The organism is Comamonas odontotermitis, assembly GCF_020080045.1.
Lineage (GTDB): Bacteria > Pseudomonadota > Gammaproteobacteria > Burkholderiales > Burkholderiaceae_C > Comamonas > Comamonas odontotermitis.
In genome coordinates, this window is record NZ_CP083452.1 from 290,609 (window position 1) to 313,178 (window position 22,570).

The 22,570-nt window shown below is 60.3% G+C and carries 22 protein-coding genes; 21 read left to right on the plus strand and 1 reads right to left on the minus strand.

The window, feature by feature from the left end:
* Nucleotides 1-47 precede the first annotated feature (47 nt).
* The 4 genes from LAD35_RS21645 (at nucleotide 48) to LAD35_RS21660 (ending at nucleotide 5,649) form a co-directional block, all read left to right on the plus strand.
* On the plus strand, nucleotides 48-479 hold the full coding sequence (locus tag LAD35_RS21645) for a rhodanese-like domain-containing protein (protein ID WP_224152999.1): 432 nt from the start codon (nucleotides 48-50) through the stop codon (nucleotides 477-479).
* 196 nt (nucleotides 480-675) lie between these two features.
* Nucleotides 676-1,422, plus strand: coding sequence for an ABC transporter permease (locus tag LAD35_RS21650; protein ID WP_263434678.1), 747 nt, complete (start codon nucleotides 676-678; stop codon nucleotides 1,420-1,422).
* A complete protein-coding gene (locus LAD35_RS21655; protein WP_224153001.1) occupies nucleotides 1,412-2,794 on the plus strand; it encodes an ABC transporter ATP-binding protein in 1,383 nt (460 codons plus the stop codon). The genes LAD35_RS21650 and LAD35_RS21655 overlap by 11 nt, the downstream gene beginning before the upstream one ends.
* The gene (locus LAD35_RS21660) at nucleotides 2,791-5,649 is read left to right on the plus strand and encodes a class I SAM-dependent methyltransferase (protein WP_224153002.1); all 2,859 of its coding nucleotides are present in this window, start codon (nucleotides 2,791-2,793) and stop codon (nucleotides 5,647-5,649) included. The genes LAD35_RS21655 and LAD35_RS21660 overlap by 4 nt, the downstream gene beginning before the upstream one ends.
* 68 nt (nucleotides 5,650-5,717) lie before the next feature.
* Here LAD35_RS21660 and lysM read toward each other — a convergent pair whose 3' ends face one another.
* Nucleotides 5,718-6,176 carry a peptidoglycan-binding protein LysM gene (gene lysM, locus LAD35_RS21665; protein ID WP_224153003.1) on the minus strand — a complete coding sequence of 153 codons (459 nt, stop codon included), beginning with the start codon at nucleotides 6,174-6,176 and terminating at the stop codon, nucleotides 5,718-5,720.
* A 194-nt stretch (nucleotides 6,177-6,370) separates the two neighbouring features.
* Here lysM and LAD35_RS21670 point away from each other — a divergent pair, with 194 nt between their 5' ends.
* The 17 genes from LAD35_RS21670 to LAD35_RS21750 all read left to right on the plus strand — a co-directional run bounded on the left by LAD35_RS21670 (nucleotide 6,371) and on the right by LAD35_RS21750 (nucleotide 22,471).
* Complete coding sequence (locus tag LAD35_RS21670; protein ID WP_224153219.1) at nucleotides 6,371-7,144, plus strand: type III pantothenate kinase; 774 nt, start codon at nucleotides 6,371-6,373, stop codon at nucleotides 7,142-7,144.
* 193 nt (nucleotides 7,145-7,337) lie between these two features.
* Nucleotides 7,338-8,393, plus strand: a complete 1,056-nt coding sequence (gene rfbB, locus LAD35_RS21675) for a dTDP-glucose 4,6-dehydratase (protein ID WP_224153004.1) — start codon at nucleotides 7,338-7,340, stop codon at nucleotides 8,391-8,393.
* 87 nt (nucleotides 8,394-8,480) lie between these two features.
* Nucleotides 8,481-9,374 carry a dTDP-4-dehydrorhamnose reductase gene (gene rfbD, locus LAD35_RS21680; protein WP_224153005.1) on the plus strand — a complete coding sequence of 298 codons (894 nt, stop codon included), beginning with the start codon at nucleotides 8,481-8,483 and terminating at the stop codon, nucleotides 9,372-9,374.
* Nucleotides 9,375-10,265: a glucose-1-phosphate thymidylyltransferase RfbA gene (rfbA, locus tag LAD35_RS21685; RefSeq protein WP_224153006.1), complete on the plus strand. Its 891-nt coding sequence runs from the start codon at nucleotides 9,375-9,377 to the stop codon at nucleotides 10,263-10,265.
* A 7-nt stretch (nucleotides 10,266-10,272) separates the two neighbouring features.
* Nucleotides 10,273-10,821 (plus strand): dTDP-4-dehydrorhamnose 3,5-epimerase, encoded by a 549-nt coding sequence (gene rfbC, locus LAD35_RS21690; RefSeq protein WP_224153007.1) that lies wholly within the window; start codon nucleotides 10,273-10,275, stop codon nucleotides 10,819-10,821.
* Between the two features lie 109 nt (nucleotides 10,822-10,930).
* Nucleotides 10,931-12,670, plus strand: a complete 1,740-nt coding sequence (gene gspE / locus LAD35_RS21695) for a type II secretion system ATPase GspE (protein ID WP_224153008.1) — start codon at nucleotides 10,931-10,933, stop codon at nucleotides 12,668-12,670.
* Nucleotides 12,663-13,934 carry a type II secretion system F family protein gene (locus tag LAD35_RS21700; protein WP_224153009.1) on the plus strand — a complete coding sequence of 424 codons (1,272 nt, stop codon included), beginning with the start codon at nucleotides 12,663-12,665 and terminating at the stop codon, nucleotides 13,932-13,934. The genes gspE and LAD35_RS21700 overlap by 8 nt, the downstream gene beginning before the upstream one ends.
* Before the next feature lie 28 nt (nucleotides 13,935-13,962).
* Entirely contained in the window at nucleotides 13,963-14,394 is a 432-nt protein-coding gene (gene gspG / locus LAD35_RS21705; RefSeq protein ID WP_184705608.1) for a type II secretion system major pseudopilin GspG, read from the plus strand.
* 26 nt (nucleotides 14,395-14,420) lie between these two features.
* Nucleotides 14,421-14,921 (plus strand): GspH/FimT family pseudopilin, encoded by a 501-nt coding sequence (locus LAD35_RS21710; protein ID WP_224153010.1) that lies wholly within the window; start codon nucleotides 14,421-14,423, stop codon nucleotides 14,919-14,921.
* Nucleotides 14,918-15,358 carry a type IV pilus modification PilV family protein gene (locus LAD35_RS21715; protein WP_224153011.1) on the plus strand — a complete coding sequence of 147 codons (441 nt, stop codon included), beginning with the start codon at nucleotides 14,918-14,920 and terminating at the stop codon, nucleotides 15,356-15,358. Before LAD35_RS21710 ends, LAD35_RS21715 begins: the two co-directional genes overlap by 4 nt.
* Nucleotides 15,355-16,086, plus strand: coding sequence for a prepilin-type N-terminal cleavage/methylation domain-containing protein (locus LAD35_RS21720; RefSeq protein ID WP_224153012.1), 732 nt, complete (start codon nucleotides 15,355-15,357; stop codon nucleotides 16,084-16,086). The genes LAD35_RS21715 and LAD35_RS21720 overlap by 4 nt, the downstream gene beginning before the upstream one ends.
* On the plus strand, nucleotides 16,083-16,973 hold the full coding sequence (locus LAD35_RS21725; RefSeq protein WP_224153013.1) for a type II secretion system minor pseudopilin: 891 nt from the start codon (nucleotides 16,083-16,085) through the stop codon (nucleotides 16,971-16,973). The genes LAD35_RS21720 and LAD35_RS21725 overlap by 4 nt, the downstream gene beginning before the upstream one ends.
* Nucleotides 16,974-16,991: 18 nt before the next feature.
* Nucleotides 16,992-18,308 carry a PilN domain-containing protein gene (locus tag LAD35_RS21730; RefSeq protein ID WP_224153014.1) on the plus strand — a complete coding sequence of 439 codons (1,317 nt, stop codon included), beginning with the start codon at nucleotides 16,992-16,994 and terminating at the stop codon, nucleotides 18,306-18,308.
* Nucleotides 18,305-18,874, plus strand: coding sequence for a type II secretion system protein GspM (gene gspM / locus LAD35_RS21735; protein WP_224153015.1), 570 nt, complete (start codon nucleotides 18,305-18,307; stop codon nucleotides 18,872-18,874). The genes LAD35_RS21730 and gspM overlap by 4 nt, the downstream gene beginning before the upstream one ends.
* A 170-nt stretch (nucleotides 18,875-19,044) precedes the next feature.
* Nucleotides 19,045-19,506 (plus strand): hypothetical protein, encoded by a 462-nt coding sequence (locus LAD35_RS21740; protein ID WP_224153016.1) that lies wholly within the window; start codon nucleotides 19,045-19,047, stop codon nucleotides 19,504-19,506.
* 55 nt (nucleotides 19,507-19,561) lie between these two features.
* The gene (gene gspD, locus LAD35_RS21745; protein ID WP_224153017.1) at nucleotides 19,562-22,015 is read left to right on the plus strand and encodes a type II secretion system secretin GspD; all 2,454 of its coding nucleotides are present in this window, start codon (nucleotides 19,562-19,564) and stop codon (nucleotides 22,013-22,015) included.
* An 87-nt stretch (nucleotides 22,016-22,102) separates the two neighbouring features.
* A complete protein-coding gene (locus tag LAD35_RS21750) occupies nucleotides 22,103-22,471 on the plus strand; it encodes a hypothetical protein (protein WP_224153018.1) in 369 nt (122 codons plus the stop codon).
* The last annotated feature ends 99 nt before the right edge of the window (nucleotides 22,472-22,570 follow it).

Genomic DNA, 22,570 nt, shown 5'->3' on the forward strand with positions numbered 1-22,570 from the left:
TCTTGTTGAGATTTGGTTTGCGTAAACCGCATGGAGACCGTACCGCTATGACATTGACCACAGAGCAGCAAAAGATCCATCCCGCCAGCGGCTATGCCGGTGATATTGCGCCAGAGCTGGCATGGCACTGGGTGCAAAGCGGCGAAGCCGTGCTGGTGGATGTCCGTACCGATGCCGAGCGTGCCTGGGTGGGGCAGGTGCCAGGCGCCGTGCCCCTTGCCTGGAAGCAATGGCCCAGTATGGCGATGAATCCTGACTTTGACGTCCTGCTGCAGGCGGTTGCCCAGAAGGAGCAAGGGAAAAAAGTCGTTCTTCTGTGCCGAAGTGGCGTGCGCTCGGTGGCTGCCGCAAAACGCGCTACCGAGCTTGGGTTAGCCGCATATAACATCCTTGAAGGCTTCGAGGGCGACGCAAACAGCCAAGGCCAGCGGGGCGGGCTGGGTGGCTGGCGCCAGCATGGCCTGCCTTGGTTTCAATAAAATCAATAGCTTAGCAACGTAAGCGTGGCTAGGTGTAACCGTAGCTCCGATAAAGGCCACACTGGGCTCCTCGCACCAGTAAACTTGGCCCCTCACCAATTAACGGAGTTTTACATTGACAGCTCGTGCTGGCAGCGCAGCTTCTGCTGCAGCCATGGTTGCCAGCGTTCGCACGCATTGGCCTTTGATCAGGAAGATGACGCGTCGCGATGTGAGCGAGCGCTATACGGGCTCGGTTGTGGGGTGGCTGTGGTCGCTCATCATTCCGCTGTGCATGCTGGTGATCTACACCTTTGTGTTCTCCGTGGTGTTCAAGGCGCGCTGGGGTGATCTGAACGAATCCAAGACGCAGTTTGCGATGGTGCTGTTTTCGGGCCTCATCGTGTATGGTTTTTTCTCCGACGTGTTCAACCGTGCCCCGCAGCTGATTCTGGGCAATGTCAACTACGTCAAGCGCGTGGTGTTTCCGCTTGAAATTCTGGTGATCGTGGCCGTGTGCTCGGCGCTGATCCAGTCGCTGGCCAGCCTGGTGGTACTGCTGCTGGCCTTGCTGGTGCTCAATGGCAGCGTGCCGCCCACGGCCTTGCTGCTGCCGCTGATCTGGCTGCCGCTGGTGTTGCTGACCCTGGGTGTGGGCTGGTTTTTTGCATCGCTGGGCGTTTTCGCGCGCGATCTCAAGCAGATCACCGGTGTGCTGACCACGATGCTGATGTTCATTTCTCCCATCTTTTTTCCCGTCAAGGCACTGCCGCCAGAGTTCCAGACCGTGATGTGGCTCAATCCACTGACTTTTTTTATCGAGCAATCGCGCGAGGTGCTGATCTGGGGGCGTGCGCCGGATTGGGCCGCCTGGGCTGTCAGTTTGGTGGTCTGTGCCATCGTGGCGTGGCTGGGCTTTGCCTGGTTCCAGAAGACGCGCAAAGGATTTGCCGATGTCCTCTGAAACGATGGCGCTGGAGATCGACGGCCTGGGCAAGTGTTTCCACGTCTACGACCGGCCGGGCGATCGGCTGCGGCAGTTTGTGCTGCCACGCATGTCGCGCATGGTGGGGCGTCCGGCGAAGGACTACTACCGCGAATTCTGGGCGCTGCACCACCTGGACCTGCGCGTGCGCAAGGGCGAGACGGTCGGCATCATTGGCCGCAATGGTTCCGGCAAGTCCACTTTGCTGCAGATGGTGTGCGGCACGCTGGAGCCAACCCGGGGCGAGGTGCGCACGAACGGCCGCATCGCGGCGCTGCTGGAGCTGGGCGCTGGCTTCAACCCCGAGTTTTCGGGCCGCGACAATGTCTACATGAATGCCGCGCTGCTGGGGCTGTCGGATGCGCAGATCACCGAGCGCTTCGATTCGATTGCGGCGTTTGCCGATATCGGTGAATTCATGGAGCAGCCGGTCAAGACCTATTCCAGCGGCATGTATGTGCGCCTCGCCTTTGCGGTGATCGCCCATGTGGATGCTGATATTCTGGTGGTGGACGAGGCGCTGGCGGTGGGCGATGCCGTGTTCACCCAGAAATGCATGCGCTTTCTGCGCAATTTCATGCAGCGCGGTACCTTGCTGTTCGTGAGCCACGATACGGCTGCAATCAAGAGTCTGTGCGACCGCGCGGTCTGGATCGACAAGGGCCGCGTGATGCAGGTAGGTCCGACCAAGGAAGTCTGCGACCGGTACATGCAGGCCTGCTATGAGGCAGAGCAGGGCGAGAGTGCCGCTGCAGGCGTGGCGGTGACGCAGGCCGAGGCGGTACAGCTGAGCTTTCATGACCAGCGTCAAGATTTTTTCCGCAGCGAGCCCTTGCGCAACGATATCGAAGTATTCCGCTTCAATCCCGAAGCCATGTCTTTCGGGTTGGGTGGTGCACGCATCACTGATGTCTGGCTGATAGATGCGCAGCGCCGCCCCCTGCACTGGGTAGTGGGGGGCGAGCCTGTGACTTTGCGGGTGCAGGCGCAGTGCCTGCAGGCGTTGCAATCCCCGATCGTCGGTTTTGTCGTGAAGGACCGAACCGGCCAGGCTGTATTTGGGGACAACAGCTACCTCTCCTACCTGGGCCAGCCTGTGGCCTGCGCCGCAGGCCAGCAATTGCAGGCGGAATTCAGCTTTGACATGCCGCGCATGCCGGTGGGCCACTACGCCATTGATATTGCGCTGGCCGATGGCTCGCAGCACGACCACGTGCAGCACCACTGGATTCAGGATGCCGTGCACTTCAAATCCGAATCCACCAACGTGGCCACGGGCCTTTTGGGGATTCCGATGCGGAGCATCGCGCTGCGTGCAGGCGGCGACAACGAAAAGACTTCTTCGACATGAAACCAATGACCGATGTCCTGCGCGAGGACTCTGCGGATTACGACTGGCTGCTGCCCGCAGCCATGATGGAGCCCCATCACCTGACCCACCCCGCACCGTGGGCGGGCCATATTCCATTTGCGGCCTGGCTCATGGCGGTGGCCCGGCCAGATGTGCTGGTGGAGCTGGGTGCGTACTCCGGCATCTCGTACCTCGCCTTTTGCCAGGCGATTGCGGCGCAGCAATTGCCGACCCGTGCCTATGCGGTGGATACCTGGGAGGGCGACGCCCATGCGGGCGCCTATGGCGAGCACATCTATACCAGCCTGCGGCAGCACCACGACCCGCATTACCTGCGGTTTTCCACGCTGATGCGCATGCGCTTTGATGAGGCTCTGCGCAGCTTTGCCGATGGCAGTGTGGATCTGCTGCACATCGACGGCCTGCATACCTATGAAGCCGTTCGCCATGATTTCGAGAGCTGGTTGCCCAAGCTCAGCAAGCGCGGGGTTGTGCTTTTCCACGACAGCAATGTCTACCGGGATGACTTTGGCGTACACCAATTGTGGGCAGAGCTGAAGAATCGCTACCCCAGCCTGCACTTTCCGCACAGCAATGGCCTGGGGGTGTTGCTGGTGGGGCCCGAGCAACCCGCGCTGCTGCGGTCACTCTGCAATCCGGCCCACACGGATCTCCAAAACCAGGTGCAGGCGGTGTTGGGCGCCCTTGGAGCGCGGTTTGAATGCCGGGCCGAGATGCAGGCGCTGAAGCACCAACTGGCCGGTGTCGAGCAGCAGGCACAACAGTTGGAGGCAGCAGGCCAGCAGCGGCATGCCTGGATTGAAAAGCAGGACGGCGAGATCCGCGCACTGGAGTTGGCACGCCAGCAGTGGCAAAGCCGAGCTGAGCAAGTGCAGGCGACGCTGGACGAGGCTGGCCGTCACATGCAGCAGCAGGTGCAGGCTCTGGAGCAGAACGCCGCACGCAAGCAGCAGCGCCTCGAGCAGCAGACTGCCCGGATGCGGGCCCTGGAGCTGGAGGGCGCCCAGAAGCAGTGGCAGATCGAGCAGCAAAGCCAGCAGATGCAGGCCATGGCGCGCCAGCTGACACCGCTGTGGCGGGTCAAGGATGCGCTGCGCTCGTTGAAAAGCGCGCTTTTCCGCCTCAAGCAGAAGCTCGCGCCTTACGAGCCGGCCCTGGTGCGCAAGGTGCGGCACGCATTGCGCCGGCGCATTCAGCGCTCGCAAGGAGTGGTGCCACAAACGGTGCCGCTGCTGCCCGGTCGCAACAGACGGTACGGCGTGCTGGCCACCGCGCATACGCAGTTTGTTGCGCACGGCCTCGCGCAGGTGCTGCGCAAGGCGGGGTTCGAGGTGTCCGTGCTGCAGGAGGTTCCTCCCGAGGGTTATGTGCTGGACATGTACATCGTGGTGTGCCCGCAGATGTTCAGGCAATTGCCTCCGGGTGAAAAACGTATCGTGTTCCAGATGGAGCAGAGCGTCAGTCCGCGCTGGTTCACGCCAGAATACCTGTCGATCCTGGAGAACTCGCTGTCGGCCTGGGATTATGCGCCGGCCAACCTGGCCTTCCTGGAAGGCAAGGGCGTGCGCTACCCGCACACCTTCCTGGTGCCCATTGGCGGTGTGGCCGATTATTCGCTGGCATTGGAGGCCAGCGGCGAGCCTGCGCTGCAGCCTGCCGAGCCGGTGTGCGATGTGCTGTTCTACGGTGATGTCAATGCGCCGCGTCGCCAGGAGATGCTGCAGGAGCTGCAGCGCCATTTCACGGTCCGCATCGAAGGCAATCTGTTTGGTGACGCTTTGCGCCAGGCTGTGCGCCAGGCGCGCGTGGTGGTCAACATCCACTACTACGAAGGTGCATTGCTGGAGACCACGCGCATTTACGAGTGCCTGAGTCTGGGCACGCCGGTTGTGACGGAAAGCAGCGCCGACATTGACATCTATCAGGAATTGGTGGACAGCGGCGCGGTGCGTGTGGCGCCGGTTGGCGATGCGCAGGCGCTGGTGAAGGCGGTGGAACAACTGCTGCAGCAAATCACGATTGCACCGGCCGAGGTGCGCCAGGCCGTCGAGCAGGAGGTGCAGCGCAGCGCGCAGCAGTTCGAGTTCATGGCCTGCCGCGCCCTGTACGCGCTAGGCCGAATCGATACCGCCACATGGGATGCCCTGACGCAGACCCAACCGCTGCCGGGTGACTGCATGGTGCTGAGCATGCCCGAAACCCACCGCCGCCGCGCACATTTCGTGCAGGAGACCTTGCCCGGCCTCGCTCGCGATGTGGCGGTGTTTGATGGTGTGCGCCACAGCCCTGGATGGCTGGGCTGTGCCATGAGCTACCACTATCTTGCTCGCAAGGCGCTGCAGGCTGGCGTGCCACAGATTGAAGTGATGGAAGACGACGTGGAGATGCCGCCTGATTACGCGCTGCGCCGCGGCAAGGTCGATGCCTGGCTGCAGCAGCACGCTGGCGAATGGGACATTTTTGCGGGACTGATCGCCAAGATCCACCCCGACACCCAGGTGCTGGACGTTCAGCAGCGCGACGGCGAAACCTTTGTGGTGCTCGACCGCATGACCAGCATGGTGCACAACATCTACACCCAGCCGGCGCTGGAGGCATTGGCCCAGTGGGACGCCAACATCCGCGATCCGCACACCAACACCATTGATACCTATCTGCAGACCAAGGCGCAGATGCGTGTGGTGACGACCTTGCCTTTCCTGGTGGCGCACACGACCGAAATGGACTCGTCGCTGTGGGGCATCAACAACCAGGAGTATCTGGCGGTCATCTACAAGGCCGAACAGGACCTGCGCCAGTTGGTAGACCGGTTCCTGCAGTCCAGAGCCGCGTGACATCCATTCCAATAAAAAACCCACGCAGGGGAAGCCCTGCGCGGGTTTTTTGATGGGCCTACCGGCTTTTACACTGCAGGGATGCGCAGCTTCTGGCCTGGGTAGATCTTGTTGGGGTCGCTCAACATCGGCTTGTTGGCTTCGAAGATCACCATGTACTTGTTGGCGTCGCCATACATCTTCTTGGAGATGCCCGAGAGAGTGTCGCCGGAGACCACGTCGTAGTACTTGGCTTCGGGTTCGGGGTTAGTGACGGTCATCTGGTTGTCCACATCGCTCACGCTTGAGACGTTGCCGCAGCACAGGGTCACCTTTTCCTTGGCGGCCTGGGTGGGGGCAGTGCCCGTCACGGTCACCTTGCCTGCGTCAAAGGCGACTTTCACATCGGTCACGCCCAGATTCTGGGTACCGATGTACTTTTCGATGGCTGCGCCTGCGGTGGCGTTCAGGTCCTGAGGGGCGGCAGCGGCGTCCTTGCCTCCAAACAGTTTTTCACCGGCTTCCTTGATAAAGCTGAACAGTCCCATTGGTTGACTCCTTGAAGGTTGATTGCAGGAACTGCCCAATATAAACGGCTTTGGCGGCAACGCAATGTCAGCCAAGGGCGCTTGAAGAAAATTCACAGTACCCGCAGTGCTCACTACCGCTTGCAGCTGGGTATTTACCGTAGATGTTGCAAGTGCAACAAAGGATGAATGCAAAAAGGCTGATAATGCCGCCCATGCATTTTCTGGCCATTGACGTAGGGAACACGCGCCTCAAGTGGGCAATGTATGACGAGCCGAGCCCGGGTGCGGCCGTGCTCGCCCATGGCGTGGAGTTTTTGGACAACATCGAACGCCTGGCCGAAGGCAGCTGGGCGGAACTGCCCGAGCCCCGGCACATGCTGGGCTGCGTCGTGGCGGGCGATGTGGTGCGCCGCCGCGTTCAGGAGCAAATGGAAATCTGGGATGTCTCGCCCCATTGGGTGGTATCCACCACGCAAGAGGCGGGCCTGACCAATGGCTACGACCACCCGTCCCGGCTGGGGACAGACCGCTGGATTGCCATGATCGGCGCCTGGCACCACGTGTTGGCGCAGGGGCGGCAGCGGCCGGTGGTCGTGGTCATGGTGGGTACGGCCGTGACGGTAGAGGCCATCGATGCGAGCGGCAGGTTCCTGGGCGGCCTGATTCTGCCCGGCCACGGCATCATGCTGCGCGCGTTGGAAGCGGGTACCGCCGGCCTGCATGTGCCCACGGGCAATGTCTGCTCCTTCCCCACCAATACCAGCGATGCACTGACCAGCGGCGGCACTTACGCCATTGCGGGTGCCGTGGAGCGCATGGTGCAGCACGTGATTGCGCACTGCGGCGAAGAGCCGGCGTGTGTCATGACAGGCGGTGCGGGCTGGAAGATGATGCCCAGCATGACGCGCCCGTTCGAACTGGTGGAAAACCTGATTTTCGATGGGTTGCTGCATATTGCGCAGAGCCGCTTCGGCGCGGCCTCCTGAGCGAAGAGCCGCAGAATCAAGGCTTTTGGGTCAGAAGGCCATGTATAGAAAGCGCTGATTGCTGCAAAAATAGTAGCGGTTTGCCGATTTGTAAGCCTGGTTACAACAGGGGCGCGGCTTTGCGGGCGCTGGCAGCCAGTCCATGGAGGGCGGTGCGATAATGGGCGGTTGTTGTTCATTACCCATATTGCCCATGATTCTCGTCACCGGAGGCGCCGGCTTTATCGGCTCGAATTTTGTGTTGGACTGGCTGGCAGGCTCCGAGGAGCCCGTGGTCAATCTCGACAAGCTGACATACGCAGGCAACCTGCACAATCTGCACAGCCTGCAGGGTGATGACCGTCACATCTTCGTGCAAGGCGATATTGGCGATCGCGCGCTGCTGGACAAGCTGCTGGCCGAGCACAAGCCCCGCGCCATTGTGCACTTTGCAGCCGAAAGCCATGTGGACCGCTCGATCCACGGCCCTGAGGATTTCATCCAGACCAATGTGGTGGGAACCCTGCGCCTGCTGGAAGCTACCCGTGCCTACTGGAATGGTCTGGAAGGCGATGCCAGGAGCGGTTTCCGCTTTCTGCACGTATCGACCGACGAAGTCTATGGCAGCCTGGAAAAGACCGACCCGGCCTTTACCGAGACCCACAATTTCGAGCCCAACAGCCCCTACAGCGCGAGCAAGGCCGCCAGCGACCACCTGGTGCGTGCCTGGTACCACACCTACGGCCTGCCGGTGCTCACCACCAACTGCTCCAATAACTACGGGCCATATCATTTTCCAGAAAAGCTAATTCCATTAATGATTGTGAATGCGCTGGCCGGTAAAAGCCTGCCGGTGTATGGCGATGGCATGCAGATTCGCGACTGGCTCTACGTGAAGGACCATTGCAGCGCGATCCGCCGCGTCTTGCAAGGCGGGCAGTTGGGCGAGACCTACAACGTCGGTGGCTGGAACGAAATGCCCAACATCGAAATCGTCCAGCGCGTGTGCAGCCTGCTCGACCAACTGCGTCCCCGCGCCGATGGCAAGCGCTACGCCGAACAGATCACCTACGTCAAGGATCGTCCGGGCCACGACCGCCGCTATGCCATCGACGCGCGCAAGCTTGAAAAGGAGCTGGGCTGGAAGCCTGCCGAAACCTTTGACAGCGGTATCCAGAAAACCGTGCAGTGGTACCTGGACAACCAGGCGTGGGTGCAGCAGGTGCAGTCTGGCGCCTATAAAGAGTGGGTCAACAAACAGTACGCTTGAGATTTGCTATGAAAACAGGACTGCTCGCGCTTGACAGCGCTGTGCCAGCGGTTGTTTTTGTATTGATCGATAGCGAAAGGTAGTGGAATGAAGATTTTGTTGCTCGGCAAGAACGGTCAGGTCGGCTGGGAGCTGCAGCGCAGCCTGCAGCCCCTGGGCGAGCTGATCGCGCTGGATCGCAACAGCAGCCCGCTGTGCGGCGATCTGCTGCAGCCCGATGCGCTGGCCGAAGCCGTGCGGGTGATCAAGCCCGACGTCATCGTGAATGCTGCGGCCTATACCGCCGTCGACAAGGCGGAAAGCGACGTGGATGCCGCCCGCACCATCAATGCCGAAGCGTTGGGTGTGCTGGCGCGCGAGGCCAAGGCGCTGGGTGCCTGGCTGGTGCACTACAGCACCGACTATGTCTTTGACGGCAGCGGTACCAAACCTTGGCAGGAGAGCGATGCCACCGGTCCGCTTTCGGTCTATGGCCAGACCAAGCTGGAAGGCGAGCAGGCGATTGCCAAGAGCGGTGCCAAGCACCTTGTCTTCCGTACCAGCTGGGTCTACGCGGCGCGCGGCGGCAACTTTGCCAAGACCATGCTGCGCCTTGCACAGGAGCGGGACAAGCTCGCGGTGATCGATGACCAATGGGGCGCGCCCACCGGGGCCGAGCTGATTGCCGATGTAACGGCCCATGCGCTGCGCACGGCCATGGCGGCCGGGCAGGACCTGAGCGGTATCTACCACCTGGTGGCAGGCGGCGAAACCACCTGGAACCGCTACGCCCAGTTTGTGCTGGCGCAGGCCCGGCAAATCAATCCGGCGCTTGGCATCACCGCGCGTGAAGTGCAGGCGGTGGCGACATCGGCTTTTCCGACGCCCGCCAAGCGTCCCAACAATTCTCGCTTGAATACCCAGAAATTGCAGCAGAGCTTTGGCTTGGCACTGCCTGACTGGCAGGTCGGCGTACAGCGCATGCTGCAGGAAATTTTGTAAATGACAACGCAACAACGCAAAGGCATCATCCTCGCGGGCGGCTCGGGCACCCGCCTGCACCCGGCAACTCTGGCTGTCAGCAAGCAATTGCTGCCGGTGTATGACAAGCCGATGATCTATTACCCGCTCACCACCTTGATGTTGGCCGGGATCAAGGAAATCCTGATCATCAGCACGCCGCAGGATACGCCACGCTTCGAGCAGCTGCTGGGCGACGGCAGCCAATGGGGCATCCGCCTGCAATACGCGGTGCAGCCCAGTCCCGACGGCCTGGCGCAGGCCTTCCTGATCGGTGAGTCGTTCCTGAACGGTGCTCCCAGCGCGCTGGTGCTGGGTGACAACATCTTCTACGGTCATGATTTCTACAAGCTGCTGGGCAGCGCCATGCAGCGCGGCGATGGCGCAAGTGTTTTTGCCTACCACGTGACCGACCCAGAGCGCTATGGCGTGGCCGAGTTCGACCAGGCGGGGCGGGTGTTGTCGCTGGAAGAAAAACCGGCCAAGCCCAAGAGCAATTACGCGGTCACCGGCCTGTATTTCTACGACGGCCAGGTGGTGGAGCTGGCGAAAAGCCTCAAACCGTCGCCGCGTGGCGAGCTGGAAATCACCGATCTGAACCGCCTGTACCTGGAAAAAGGCCAGCTCAGCGTCGAAATCATGGGCCGGGGCTATGCCTGGCTGGATACCGGCACGCACGACAGCCTGCTGGAGGCGGGCCAGTTCATTGCGACCCTGGAAAGCCGCCAGGGCCTGAAGATCGCTTGCCCGGAAGAGATTGCCTGGCGCAGCGGCTACATCAACAGCGAGCAACTCGCGGCGCTTGCCAAGCCATTGGCCAAGAACGGCTACGGCCAGTACCTGAAGCGCCTGCTGCAAGAGGCGGGAGAGTGAGTGCGACATGCAAGTGATTGATACAAAGATTGCCGACGTCAAGATCATCGAGCCCAAGATTTTTGGTGATGCACGCGGTTTCTTCTATGAGAGCTTCAACCAGCAGGCTTTCGATGCGGCGGTGGGTAGGCACTACAATTTTGTGCAGGACAACCACAGCAAAAGCAGCCGTGGCGTGTTGCGCGGCCTGCACTACCAGTTGCAGCAGGCTCAGGGCAAGCTGGTACGGGTGACGCAAGGCTCCGTTCTGGATGTGGTGGTGGATATCCGCAAAAGCTCGCCAACCTTTGGCCAATGGGTGTCGGTAGAGCTGACGGAGGACAACAAACGTCAGCTGTGGGTGCCGCCGGGGCTGGCCCATGGTTTTGTTGTATACAGCGAAACGGCAGAATTTCTCTATAAAACAACGGATTATTACGCGCCAGCGCACGAGCACTGCATTGCATGGAATGATCCCGATCTGGCCATCGACTGGAATCTAGGTGATATCGTGCCGCAGCTGTCTGCCAAGGATCAGCAGGGCGTGGCCTTTGCCCGGGCTGAGGTTTTTGTCTGATCTTTGCAGTTCCTCCCAAATGTCTCCCATGCCTGCCTTCTACACTAGAGCGCCTATGGCATGGAGGGGCGGACCATTCGCCTGTGACAGGCCTTGAACAACGATAAGCATGACGACCAGCACTCTTCACGAGCCCACTTTTGCAACCGCCGCCGGCCAGGCTGATGCGGTGCGACCCCTGCTGGGCGAAATGCTGGTGCAGGCTGGCAAGCTCTCGCCGCGTGACCTGGAGCGAGCCTTGCAGGCGCAGCAGGAGATGGGCAGCCTCATCGGCCAGGTGCTGGTGCAACTGGGCCTGGTCTCCGAGATGGATTTGATGCAGACGCTGGCGCGCCAGCTGCAGATTCCCTTCACGCTCGGCGCGGACTTTCCGCCGGAATCCATCGAGGTGCCGGGCCTGCTGCCGGAGTTTCAGCATACCCAGCACGTGTTTCCTCTGAAACTGGAAAACGGCGTGCTGGATGTGGCCATGACGGCGCCACAGGATCCGTTTGTCATCAAGGCGTTGCAGATGTCGACCGGGTTGGTGATCCAGCCCCATCTGGCGCTGGAAGCCGATATTGAAAAGGCATTGCAGGAGCCCGAGCCCGAAGTGGCCGAGGAGGACGATGACGGCCTGTTCGGCGACGGCGCGGATGTCGGCGATTTTGTCGAGCACCTGAAGGATCTGGCGAGCGAGGCGCCGGTGATTCGCCTGGTCAACAGCATCATCGGCAAGGTGACGGACCTGCGGGCTTCCGACATTCACCTGGAGCCCTTTGATGACGGCCTGCATGTGCGTTACCGCGTGGACGGCGTGATCCACCCGGGTGAGTTGGTGCCCCCACGCCTGTCGGCCGCCGTGGGGTCGCGCGTCAAGCTGATGGCGCATCTGGACATTGCCGAACGCCGCCTGCCGCAGGACGGCCGTATCAAGACCCGCGTCAAGGGTCGCGAGCTGGATTTGCGTGTCTCGACCGTGCCCACCGTGCATGGCGAAAGCATCGTGATGCGTGTGCTCGACCGCGCCAGCGTGCGCCTGCAGCTCGAAACCATGGGTTTTGCCAAGGACACCTTGGCCAAATTCAACGATTTGCTGGCCCGCCCGCATGGCATCCTGCTGGTCACGGGGCCCACGGGCTCGGGCAAGACCACCACGTTGTATGCCGCCTTGTCCAAGATCGATGCCGAAGCCAACAAGATCATCACCGTGGAAGACCCGGTGGAGTACCAGCTTGAAGGCATCAACCAGATCCAGGTGCATTCGCAGATCAACCTGACCTTTGCCAACGCACTGCGCTCCATTCTGCGCCAGGATCCGGACATCATCATGATCGGTGAAATGCGTGACGGTGAAACCGCGCAGATTGCCGTGCAGTCCGCGCTGACCGGTCACCTGGTGCTGTCCACCCTGCACACCAATACTGCGGCGGGTGCCATCACCCGTATGCAAGACATGGGGGTGGAGAGCTACCTGATCACCTCTTCCGTCAACGGTGTGCTGGCGCAGCGCCTGGTGCGTACCCTGTGCAGCAACTGCAAGGAAGAATACGAGCCCGGCGAAGAAGTGCGCCAGCGATCCGGATTGGCGCGTTTCAGCCAGACTGGCCAGCCCATTTATCGCGCCGTTGGCTGCAACGTCTGCCGCCATACGGGCTACAAGGGGCGTACGGGCATTCACGAACTGTTCGTGCTGGATGAGCCGATGCGAAACGCCATCAATGCGGGGAAGGATTCGAACGAGCTGTTTGCGCTGGCCTCCAAGGCCGGCATGCTCAGCCTGAATGAGGATGGCCTGCGCAAAGTGGCTGCAGGTATGACCACGCTGGACGAAATTGCCCGCGTCACCCAGGACCAGATCGATGGCTGATTTTGCCTGGCACGCCATCAGCGCCAGCGGCGAGCAAGTCCGCGGCACATTCCAGGCCTCCAGCGTGGCGGCGGTGCAAAAGCATTTGCGCGCGCAAAAGCTCACGCCGGTGCGCATTGTCGATGCGGCCGATGCGGCGGCCTTGATCCTTGCAGGCGGTAAGGCCGACAAGAAGGCCGAGGCCAGCAACGCAATCGTCAAAGCCAAGGCCACCAAGTCGCAGAAAGGTCCTGCCAAGGCGGCAGATGTGCTGGCGATGACCTCCGAGCTGTCCATCATGCTCAAAGCGGGTCTCGCACTCGACAATGCGCTGCGTGTGCTGATCGACATGGCCTACAAGGACAGCATGCGCGAGCTTCTGACCGGGGTGCTGGAAGCCGTCAAGGGCGGTGTTCCGCTGTCCAAGGCACTGATGCAGCACCAGGAGCTGTTTGGCGATTTCTACATCAACATGGTGCGCTCGGGCGAGGCCAGCGGCCAGATGTCAGCAGTGCTGGCCCGGCTGGTGGAGCATCTGGAGCGCCAGCGTGCCCTGAAGGAAAGCGTCATCTCCGCCACCATTTACCCGATGATTCTGGTTGCGGTGGCCATTCTGTCTCTGGTTGCCATGTTGGGCTTTGTCGTGCCGCAGTTCGAAAAGCTGTTCACCGACATGGGGGATGCACTGCCAACGCCGACCAAGATCGTGATGACGATCGGTCAAGCATTCCGCAAGAACGGCTGGGTGATTCTGATCGTGGTGGCGCTGGGCGTGTATGTGCTGCGCCGCTGGTTCCAGTCGCCCAAGGGGCGCATGTGGTGGCAGGGTGTTCTGCTGCGCATGCCGGTGCTGGGCCGCCTGGCGCTCAAGTACCAGCTGACCCTGTACTCCCGCTCGCTCGGTACTCTGCTGGGGAACGGCGTGCCGCTGCTGACGGCGCTGCACATTGCGACCGACACGGTCAGCAACCGCATCATCCAGACGGAGCTGGCCAAGATTCCGCCCATCGTCAAAGAGGGGGGAAAGATGGTGCAGGCCATGAATACGACCACCGTGTTCGAGCCTCTGGCCGTCAATCTGGTGCGGGTTGGCGAAGAAACGGGGCGGCTGGGCCAGATGATGCTGGAGCTGTCGAATATCTTGAACCGCGAGGTGGAAATCGGCATCAAACGCGCTCTGACCATGATTGAGCCGATTCTGATTCTGGTGCTGGGTATCCTGATCGCCTCGATCATTGTGTCGATCCTGATGGGCATTCTGTCCGTCAATGATCTGGCTGTCTAACGATTTGATTCAACAAGGAGTGCCTGCCATGAAGGCTTTATTTACCCAAAAACTGCAACGCAAAAGCCGCGGCTTTACGCTGATTGAACTGCTGGTGGTGCTGGCTATCCTGACCTTGCTGGCAGGCCTGGTCGGTCCCAAGGTGCTGAGCCAGCTGGGCGGCGCCAAGTCCAAGACTGCCGGTGTCCAGATTGCCGACCTGCAAAAGGCACTCGATATCTACAAACTGGACGTGGGTCGTTACCCCACCACGGAAGAAGGCCTGGAAGCCCTGGCCAAGCAGCCTGGCAATGTTCGCGGCTGGAATGGCCCCTATCTGACGGGCGGCGTGCCTTCCGATCCATGGGGCAATCCGTACCGCTATGGCTATGCGAACGGCAAGGTGGAATTGCTGTCTCTGGGCTCGGATGGCCAGCCTGGCGGCGAGGGCGAGGCCGCTGATATTCGCAACGCGCAGTAAGTACTAGCGCCTGACCGGACGCCTCCGTGCCCATTCTTTCGCCATGGTTGCAACTTCCTGCGCGTGCTTCGGTGCGCAGAACATCGGCACATCGGGGATTTACCCTGATCGAGCTGATGGTGGTGTTCGCCATCATGGCTTTGGTGGTGGCCATGGCTCCGGTCGCCTATGACAGGCTCAAGGAAGGTGTGCAATACCGTGATACGGTGCGCAGTCTGATCACGCAACTGCGCTCCGCCAGATATGCGGCCGTCTCGGAAGGTGTGTCGGTGCGATTCACGGTGGATCTGAAAACCCGCGAATATGGCGTGCCCGGCGCTGTCAAGGAAATCCCGGAAAGCGTCGATCTGCGTACCATCGTCGCCGATCGGGAGTTTGTTCCGGGTGGCTCTGCCTCCATTGTGTTCCTGGCTTCCGGTGGATCGACCGGTGGTAGCGTGGAGATCGTGCGCAAGACGGGGACGGGCACGCGGCTGCGTGTCGACTGGTTGTCGGGGCGCGTCACCCAGGAGCCGCTCCTGCAATGATGACGCGTGCCTTGTCCAACTCGGTTCATCGCCAGCGGCAGCGAGGGATGACCTTGCTCGAATTGCTTGTCGCCCTGGCCATCATGGCCATATCCCTTGGCATGATCTACCGTGCAACCGGCAGCAACGCGCGCAGCGTTGGGGACTTGGGGCACTACCAGTACGCGATACAGCTGGCCGAATCGTTGATGGACTCCCGGGATTCGGTGTATGAAAGTGGCTGGAACGAGTCTGGGGAAAGCAATGGTTTTCAATGGAGCATCCAAAGTGCCCCCTTCAAGACCGATGTGGGGGAGGCTCCCAATATTCCACCATTGCACGAAGTGCGCATTGTTGTCAGTTGGAGTGACGGCGACAAGCCCAAGAGTTTTGAGTTGAGCACTCTACGTGCCCAGCGTCGCCCGCCGGATCCGGCTGAAAGCGGTGGGGCGTCATGACCAAAGCGCGAAATTCCCTTGGCGTTGGCGGAAGCGTCAACAGCAACAGGCGCAACGCGTCGGTTGGATTTACCCTGGTGGAAATGCTGGTGGCGTTGTCGCTGCTATCGCTCATCATGTTGGGGCTTGCTGGTGCCATGGGCACGATGGGGCGAACGGAAACGAGTATCGACAACCGGCTCGACCGCATGGACGAAGCGCGCTCGAGTACAGATTTCCTGCGTTCCGTGCTTTCGCGCATTTCTGCAAAAAGGGTACAAGGTCTGCAAGAGCAGCGCATGGGGGAGGGGACCAAGCCGCAGTTCTTCTTCTCCGGCGCCGGACAGGTCATGACCTGGGTAGGGGTCATGCCGGCACGTTATGGTGTGGGCGGACGCTATCATTTTCGACTGGCCATGGGTGACTACCTGGGCGCTCCCGCCGTGGTTCTGAGCTATACCCCGTGGATTGATCAGCAGACCCAGCCCAACTGGGGGGCTGCAGAAAGCTACCCGGTGTTGCCGCATGCGACGGGGGTTTCCTTTCAGTACCTCAATGCGGCCGTTGATCCTCCACAATGGGGTAGCGACTGGGGCAGTCTGGATCAGCTCCCGCAAGCCGTGCAGATATCGATGGCCTCGGAGCAGGCAGTATTGCCTCCGCTCGTGGTGCAGATGAGAGTGATGCCCGCAGGAGATCCGCGCGGCGGTGGCGGCGGCGGTGCCTCGTTGGGAGGCAGTGCATCATGAGTTACGCAAGCAGGCACGCTTTTCAATGGCGTATCGCTGCACGCAGGCCCGGTGCGCAAGCTGGCATGGCGCTGATTGCGGTGTTGTGGCTGGTTGCCGCCCTGAGCCTGATGGTGACGGGGGTCAGCGGCGTCGTGCGACAAGAGACGCGAATGGTGGGTGTTGCCAAGGATCGCGTCTCGGCGCACGCCATGGGCGATGCGGCAGTCATGCTGGTGTTGCAGCAACTCGCGGCAGAGCGCAACCCGATCCGGCAATGGACCGATACCTCGGTGACCTACCAGGGGGCCGAAATTCCGGTGAACGTGATGCCCTTGAATGGCTTGATCAATATCAATGGTGCATCGCTGCCGCTGTTGACTGCATTGTTGACGATTGGCGGCGGAGTCCCCGAGGGAGCTGCGCAGGAGATTGCCATCGGCATTCTGGATCGGCGCGAGCGCTCCTCGTTGGAAGGGCGTCGGCCGGAACGTTTTGAAGCGATTGAGGATCTCATGCAGATCCCTGGAATCGATTATGACCTCTATGCTAGACTCGCGCCCCTGATCACAGCCTCCAATGCCGGTACGGGTGGATCGGGCGTCAATCCATTGGCGGCGCCGCCTGAAGTGCTGCGCATTCTTGCAAACGGCAATGAGGGCATCGTCAACCAGATTACCTCCGCCCGCGCTTCTGGCGATACGACCGGTGTGGACACCTCCGGTCTCGACGGCAATCTGTCCCGCGCAGGAAGCGCTCAACGCCGCTACCGCGTGACGGCCAAGGTTCCCATGGCCGACGGTCGATTTTTTCTGGTGGATCGCAGCGTGTATTTTGGCTCTCGTACCCGTGATGGGTTGCCTTGGTACACGTTCGAAGCACGTCAGATGTTGCAGCCCGCGTCCTGATTCAAACAAAGAAACGGTATGGCACTTTCCACAGACTCGCGCTTTTTTGGACTGGATTTGAACCAGTTGAAAGCCGATGTATTCAAAACTTGGCAAAAGGCCCCGCAATGGCCGCCATTGAGCTGGCTGCGTCCAGAGCAGGCGCTGACGCTGGTGCCAACGCAAGGCGATCCATCCGTTGTTTGGGAGAGCGGCGCACCAGCGCCCGTCGGCAAACGCAGTCCCGAGTTCTGGGCTGTCGAAATCCCGGAAGGCATGGTGTTGCGCAAGACCTTGCAGCTGCCTGCACTGGATCCGCAAGACTGTGCCAGCGCGGCACAGTTGGAGGTGCAAGCCATCAGCCCATTTTCGGCAGCAGATGTGCTCTGGGGATATGCGGAGCTCTCGCGAAGCAGCCAGGCGGTGCGTTTGCAACTGGTACTGGCATCCCGAACCCAGGTGGAGCCTTATATACAGAGCAAGATCTCTGAGCGCCAGCTGACGTTGGCTGAAAACGCTGCGCCGCTGTTGCAGCCGGAGGTCTGGGTTTTTGCTCCGCAGCGGCAGCCGATTGTGATCCACGGGTTTGGCGAAGCCGCCCGTGCTGTTGCCGGCCGCAAGAAACTGATGCTCAATGCTGCGGGCGTTGGAGTAGCAGGCCTGTTGTGTGCTGCCATTGCCATCACGCCGACGGCACAGCTGCGCCTACGTGCGATCGAGGCAGTTCACGCCTATGAAGGCATGGCTGCCAAAACGACGGACGTGGTGGGCAAGCGTGAACAATTGATGCAGAGCGCCGACAAGGTTGCAGGGCTATCGGAGCTGCTTTCCGAGCGCGTGGATAGTGTCAAGGTGCTGAGCATGCTGACCAAAGTGCTTCCTGATGACACGGCACTGCAATCGGCGCGTGTTCAGGGCAACAAGGTCACGCTGGTGGGACTGACGGAAAACTCCTCGACACTCATGCAAAAGCTCAGCAACGAGGAAGGCGTCAAGGATGTTCGCGCGCCAAGCGCAGCAACCCGCCTGGCAGGTGCCAACCGGGAGTCGTTCACGATTGAGTTGACACTGGACAACAAGGTGTTTGGCCCTACCCTCAAGGCGGAGGAGCTCCCGCCAGCAACCAGCCCCTCCGAGGCGAGTGAAGCCGGTGCACACCCGGCTGCACCGAGCCAGGAGGCAAGTGCAACGCCAGCGGTGCCGAATGCGGCTCCTGTACCTGCACAGACCCCTCCGGCCCAGTCTCCACCACCTGCCAACGTAAACCAACACAAGGGACCGACCCTTGGTGGATCAAAATCCGGGCCCAGCCTTGGGGGCTCCAAGCCGGCACAGTCGCGGGAGGAGCGCAAATGACAGATCACATCAAACCCAATCGCAAGGAATGGCTGATATTGCTGGGTACCGTGGTGTTGGCACTCACACCGTTGGTGGTTCTTGGTGGATATATCGCCAACAAGCACCACTGGGCCCAATCCAGGCTCGCGGAGCTGGAGCCGCGCTATGCACGTCTCAAAGGTCTGGATATGCAGCGCGAAGAAATTGACCAGGCTCTGGAGCGTGCATTGCGCATCCGCGCAGAGTATGTCTATCCATCCTCCCAGGATGTGGCCCAGACGGGCAATGCCGTGCAGCAAAAGTTGCGAGACTTGCTGACGCAGGCAGGCTTGACGGTGGTCAGCAGCCAGGTGTTGCAGGCCAAGGAAGAAAAGGGTTTTGATCGCATCCCGCTCACCGTGCGTGCGGAAGGCGAGTTGCTGGCCGTGGATAGTGCCCTGGCGGTGTTGGTCGAACAGTTTCCAGTGATGCTGCTTGGCGATGTGGAGGTCCGTAACCAGGGGAACCTGCAGATCATGAATGAAAAAATAGCGCCGCGGTTGACTCTGCAACTGAATCTGAGCGTACTGCGGGAGCGTACATGAAGCGCTATCTAGGCTGGGCGCTGGCCGCCCTCAACATTGTGTTGGCACTTGTGCTGGCTTGGTTATGGTTCAAGCCCAATGGGGAATTGCGAAACGCCCATTGGGAGGCGCCACGGGCACAGAAATCAAATTTTGACGATGTGGTTCCTCGTCTCGGCAAGCCTCAACCGATGGACCAAAGACAATTTCTGGCCATGCTGGACCGCCCGCTCTTTTCGTCCACGCGGCGCCCACCTCCGCCGCCACCTCCACCTCCAGTCGAGGCGCCGCCTCCACCGCCCGACTACTTGGCAGATGCCGTCTTGACGGGCGTGTACGTCAGCGAACAGGGCAAATCAGGCGGAATCATCATTCGCTTCCAGGGCAAAGACAAGTCCCTGCCATTGCGTGGTGTGCTGGACGGATGGACTCTGAACTCGGTGGCAGAGAACCGGGTGTATTTCACACGGAATGGCGTCACCAAGGAAATCACCTTGCAAAAGGCCAAGCTGCAGACCGGATATGGGCCGTCTGCTGAGACGCCCGAGATGCCGAGAAGTGCCCCACCAGTACCAGGTGGTGACGGACAGGAGGCGAAGCCACAACGCAGAGGTCCGACCCTGGGGGGCTCTCGCTCCCCTGCCAGATCTTGACACAGGCCCAGACAGGCCAGCACCGACGTATTGATCGATTTTTGGGTTTTAAATTATGACGACTTCCACTTTGCGCCGCACCGCACTCTTCCTGGCACTTGGGCAGGCGCTCATATTGCAATCAGCGTATGCGCAGACTCCTGCAACCGGGACGGCCGCTACACCCGCCCAGGCAGGACAGGCTGGACAGGTGCCGGTGCTGCAAGCGCCAGGCATCCTGATCAACGGAAAGCAGGCTTCGGGAGGCGATGACGAGCAATCCACCGAGCCCCGCATCATGCGCGGCACCGACAAGGTGCTCAACATAGACAAATCGGAGCCCATCCCCAAGGGCGCGCCGGTGACGTTCCGCTTTGAAGAGGCCCCTGTGGCGGAGGTGGTGCGAACCATCCTGGGCGACATGCTGAAGCTGGATTTCGTCATGCATCCGCCCCTGCAGGGGACGGTCACATTGACAACCCGCAATGCCATTGATCCGGATACCGCAGTGTTTCTGCTGGAAGCTGCGTTGCAGGCCAATGGGCTGGCCATGGTGCGTGATGCGCGCGGTGTATACCAGGTGGGCAAGCCAGAGGTGCTGCGCAGCCTGGTGGGTGCGGTGCGCGTGGCAGGCGCCCCTGGCTCGATGGCCCCAGGCTATGGCGTGATCGTGATTCCTCTTCAGTACATTGGCGCCAACGAAATGGCCAACATCCTGAAGCCGATCGCGCCACCTGAGGCGGTGGTCAAGGTGGATGCCGTTCGCAACGTCATCATCATGCAGGGAAACCGTACCCAGTCCGAAGGCTGGATGGAGATGGTGAAGACCTTCGACGTCGATCTGCTCAAGGGCATGTCGGTCGGCATTTATCCGCTCAAGCATGCATCCATAGAAGAGGTCTCTGCGGCCTTGCAAATGGTCAATAGCGGTGGGCAGGCAGCTGGGGCCGGCCAACAATCGATCAACGTCAGCGGCGGCGCTGCGGGGAATTCAGCCAGCGTTGTTGCGGGTCGGCGCCCTGGCCAGGCGGCATCTCCAACGGGTGCAGCCGGGGCGAACACTACGCAACTGAGCGGCAATGCCGCTGCTGCTGCGGCCTTGCTGTCCTCTTTGGGGGAGTCCAATCCGCTGTATGGAGCGCTGCGCGTCCTGCCGATTCCACGATTGAATGCGCTCATGGTCATCACGCCGCGTGCGGCCTATCTGGATGAAGCGGAAAAGTGGATTCGCCGTCTGGATGTTCCCGGTTACGGGGGCAGCGAGCCAGAGTTGTACGTCTACCGTGTTCAAAACGGCAATGCAAAGTACCTGGCGCAGGTGCTGAATGGCATCTTTGGTGGGCAGCAGCCAGGCGCAGCGGGCAACATGACCTCTGGTGTCGCTCCCGGATTGAACAATAGCGTGAACCGCACGCCCGGATCTTTCAACAATCTGGGCACTTCTTCTGGCCTGGGGTTCAATAGCGGCAATCGGTTTGGCCTGAACCAGAATACCCAGCAGCAGGCGAATGCCCCCACCATCACAGCCACCGCAATCGGCGATATCCGCGTGGTGGCTGACGAATTCAACAACACCATTCTGGTCTGGAGCACGGGCTCTCAGTACCGCAAGATCGAGGCCTCGCTCAAGCGGCTTGACGTGGCTCCTATCCAGGTGTTGATCGAGGCGAGCATCATCGAAGTCACCTTGAATGACAACTTGCAATATGGTGTGGAATGGCTGTTCAAGAACCGCCATCTGGGGGGCTCATCACGCGACTACACTGGCATTGGCAACTTTGGCGGATTGGCTGACCCCAATGCGGGCGCCAATAGTGGCGCTTTGGGGAGCACCGCTGCGCCTACCTTCACCTACTCTATCTTCAATGGCTCTAATATTGCTGCTCGCTTGAGCGCCGTTGCGGGGCAGGGGCAGGTCAAGATGCTATCGAGCCCGTCGGTGATGGTGATGGACAACCATCCTGCCACTATTTCCGTTGGCGAGCAGATCCCGGTGAGAACTACGGATTACATCAACAACACCGGCAACAATTACATCGCGCAAAATTACCAACTGAAGGACACCGGCGTGATTCTGAATGTCACGCCTTCCGTCAACTCCGGCAATATGGTCAGCTTGCAGATTGATCAGTCCGTCATCGATAGTGCAGGTATTGATGCAGCCTCCAGCCAAACCAAGTTCTCGAACCGGCAACTCACGAGCAAGCTGGCCGTGCGATCCGGCGAGTCAATCGTGATGGGTGGACTCATCAAGGACAGGACGGAAGATTCCGACAGCGGCGTTCCGCTGCTCAAGGACATTCCAATCATTGGAAAGGCATTCAGCAGTACCAAAAAGAGCACAGCCCGCACGGAACTATTGCTGGTCATGACGCCTCGTGTAGTGCGTACGGATGTAGACGTGCGGGAAGTGAGCGAAGAGTTGCGTGACCGCCTGCGCGGTTTGAATGATGATGATTTGCTCGGTAGCCTCAAAAAGGCGGAGCCTCGGCGTCCGGCTTCCACGGTTCAGCCAATGGTGACTCAGTAAATCAATCAGCTAATTCATTTTATGAAAGAAATTGTAATGAAGACTTGGTTCCCCAAAAAAGGCGTAGTGCGTGCTGGCGCCATGATCATGGCTGCACTGTCGTTGACTGCATGTGCCACCATGGACTCCGGCACGCCGGAGCAAATCGTCGCCAAGCGCGCGCAGGCCTACTGGGATGCGCGACTGAAGGGGGATGCTTCTGCGGCGTATGGCTTTGCCAATGATGCTTTCAGGCAGGCCGTGGACGAAGACAAGTTCAAGCGCGGCCACATGGCTACTTTTGCGGTCGGGGCCGAAGTGCACAAGGTGGAGTGCGATGCGCAAAAATGCGACGTCGGTATCAATTTAAAGGTCAATCCACCGCTGCCTGGCAAAAAGATCGGTACCATTGATATGTATTCGAAGCAAACTTGGTTGCTCGAAGACGGTCAGTGGAAGCTGTACCTTGAGCCTTGAGACAGGCTCTGCATGGCAAGTTGGTTCAGGATTGTTGTAATTAGTCTACAGCCATCCCCAAAAAACAGCGAACTTGCTTTGCATCTGGTCGGAGCGCTA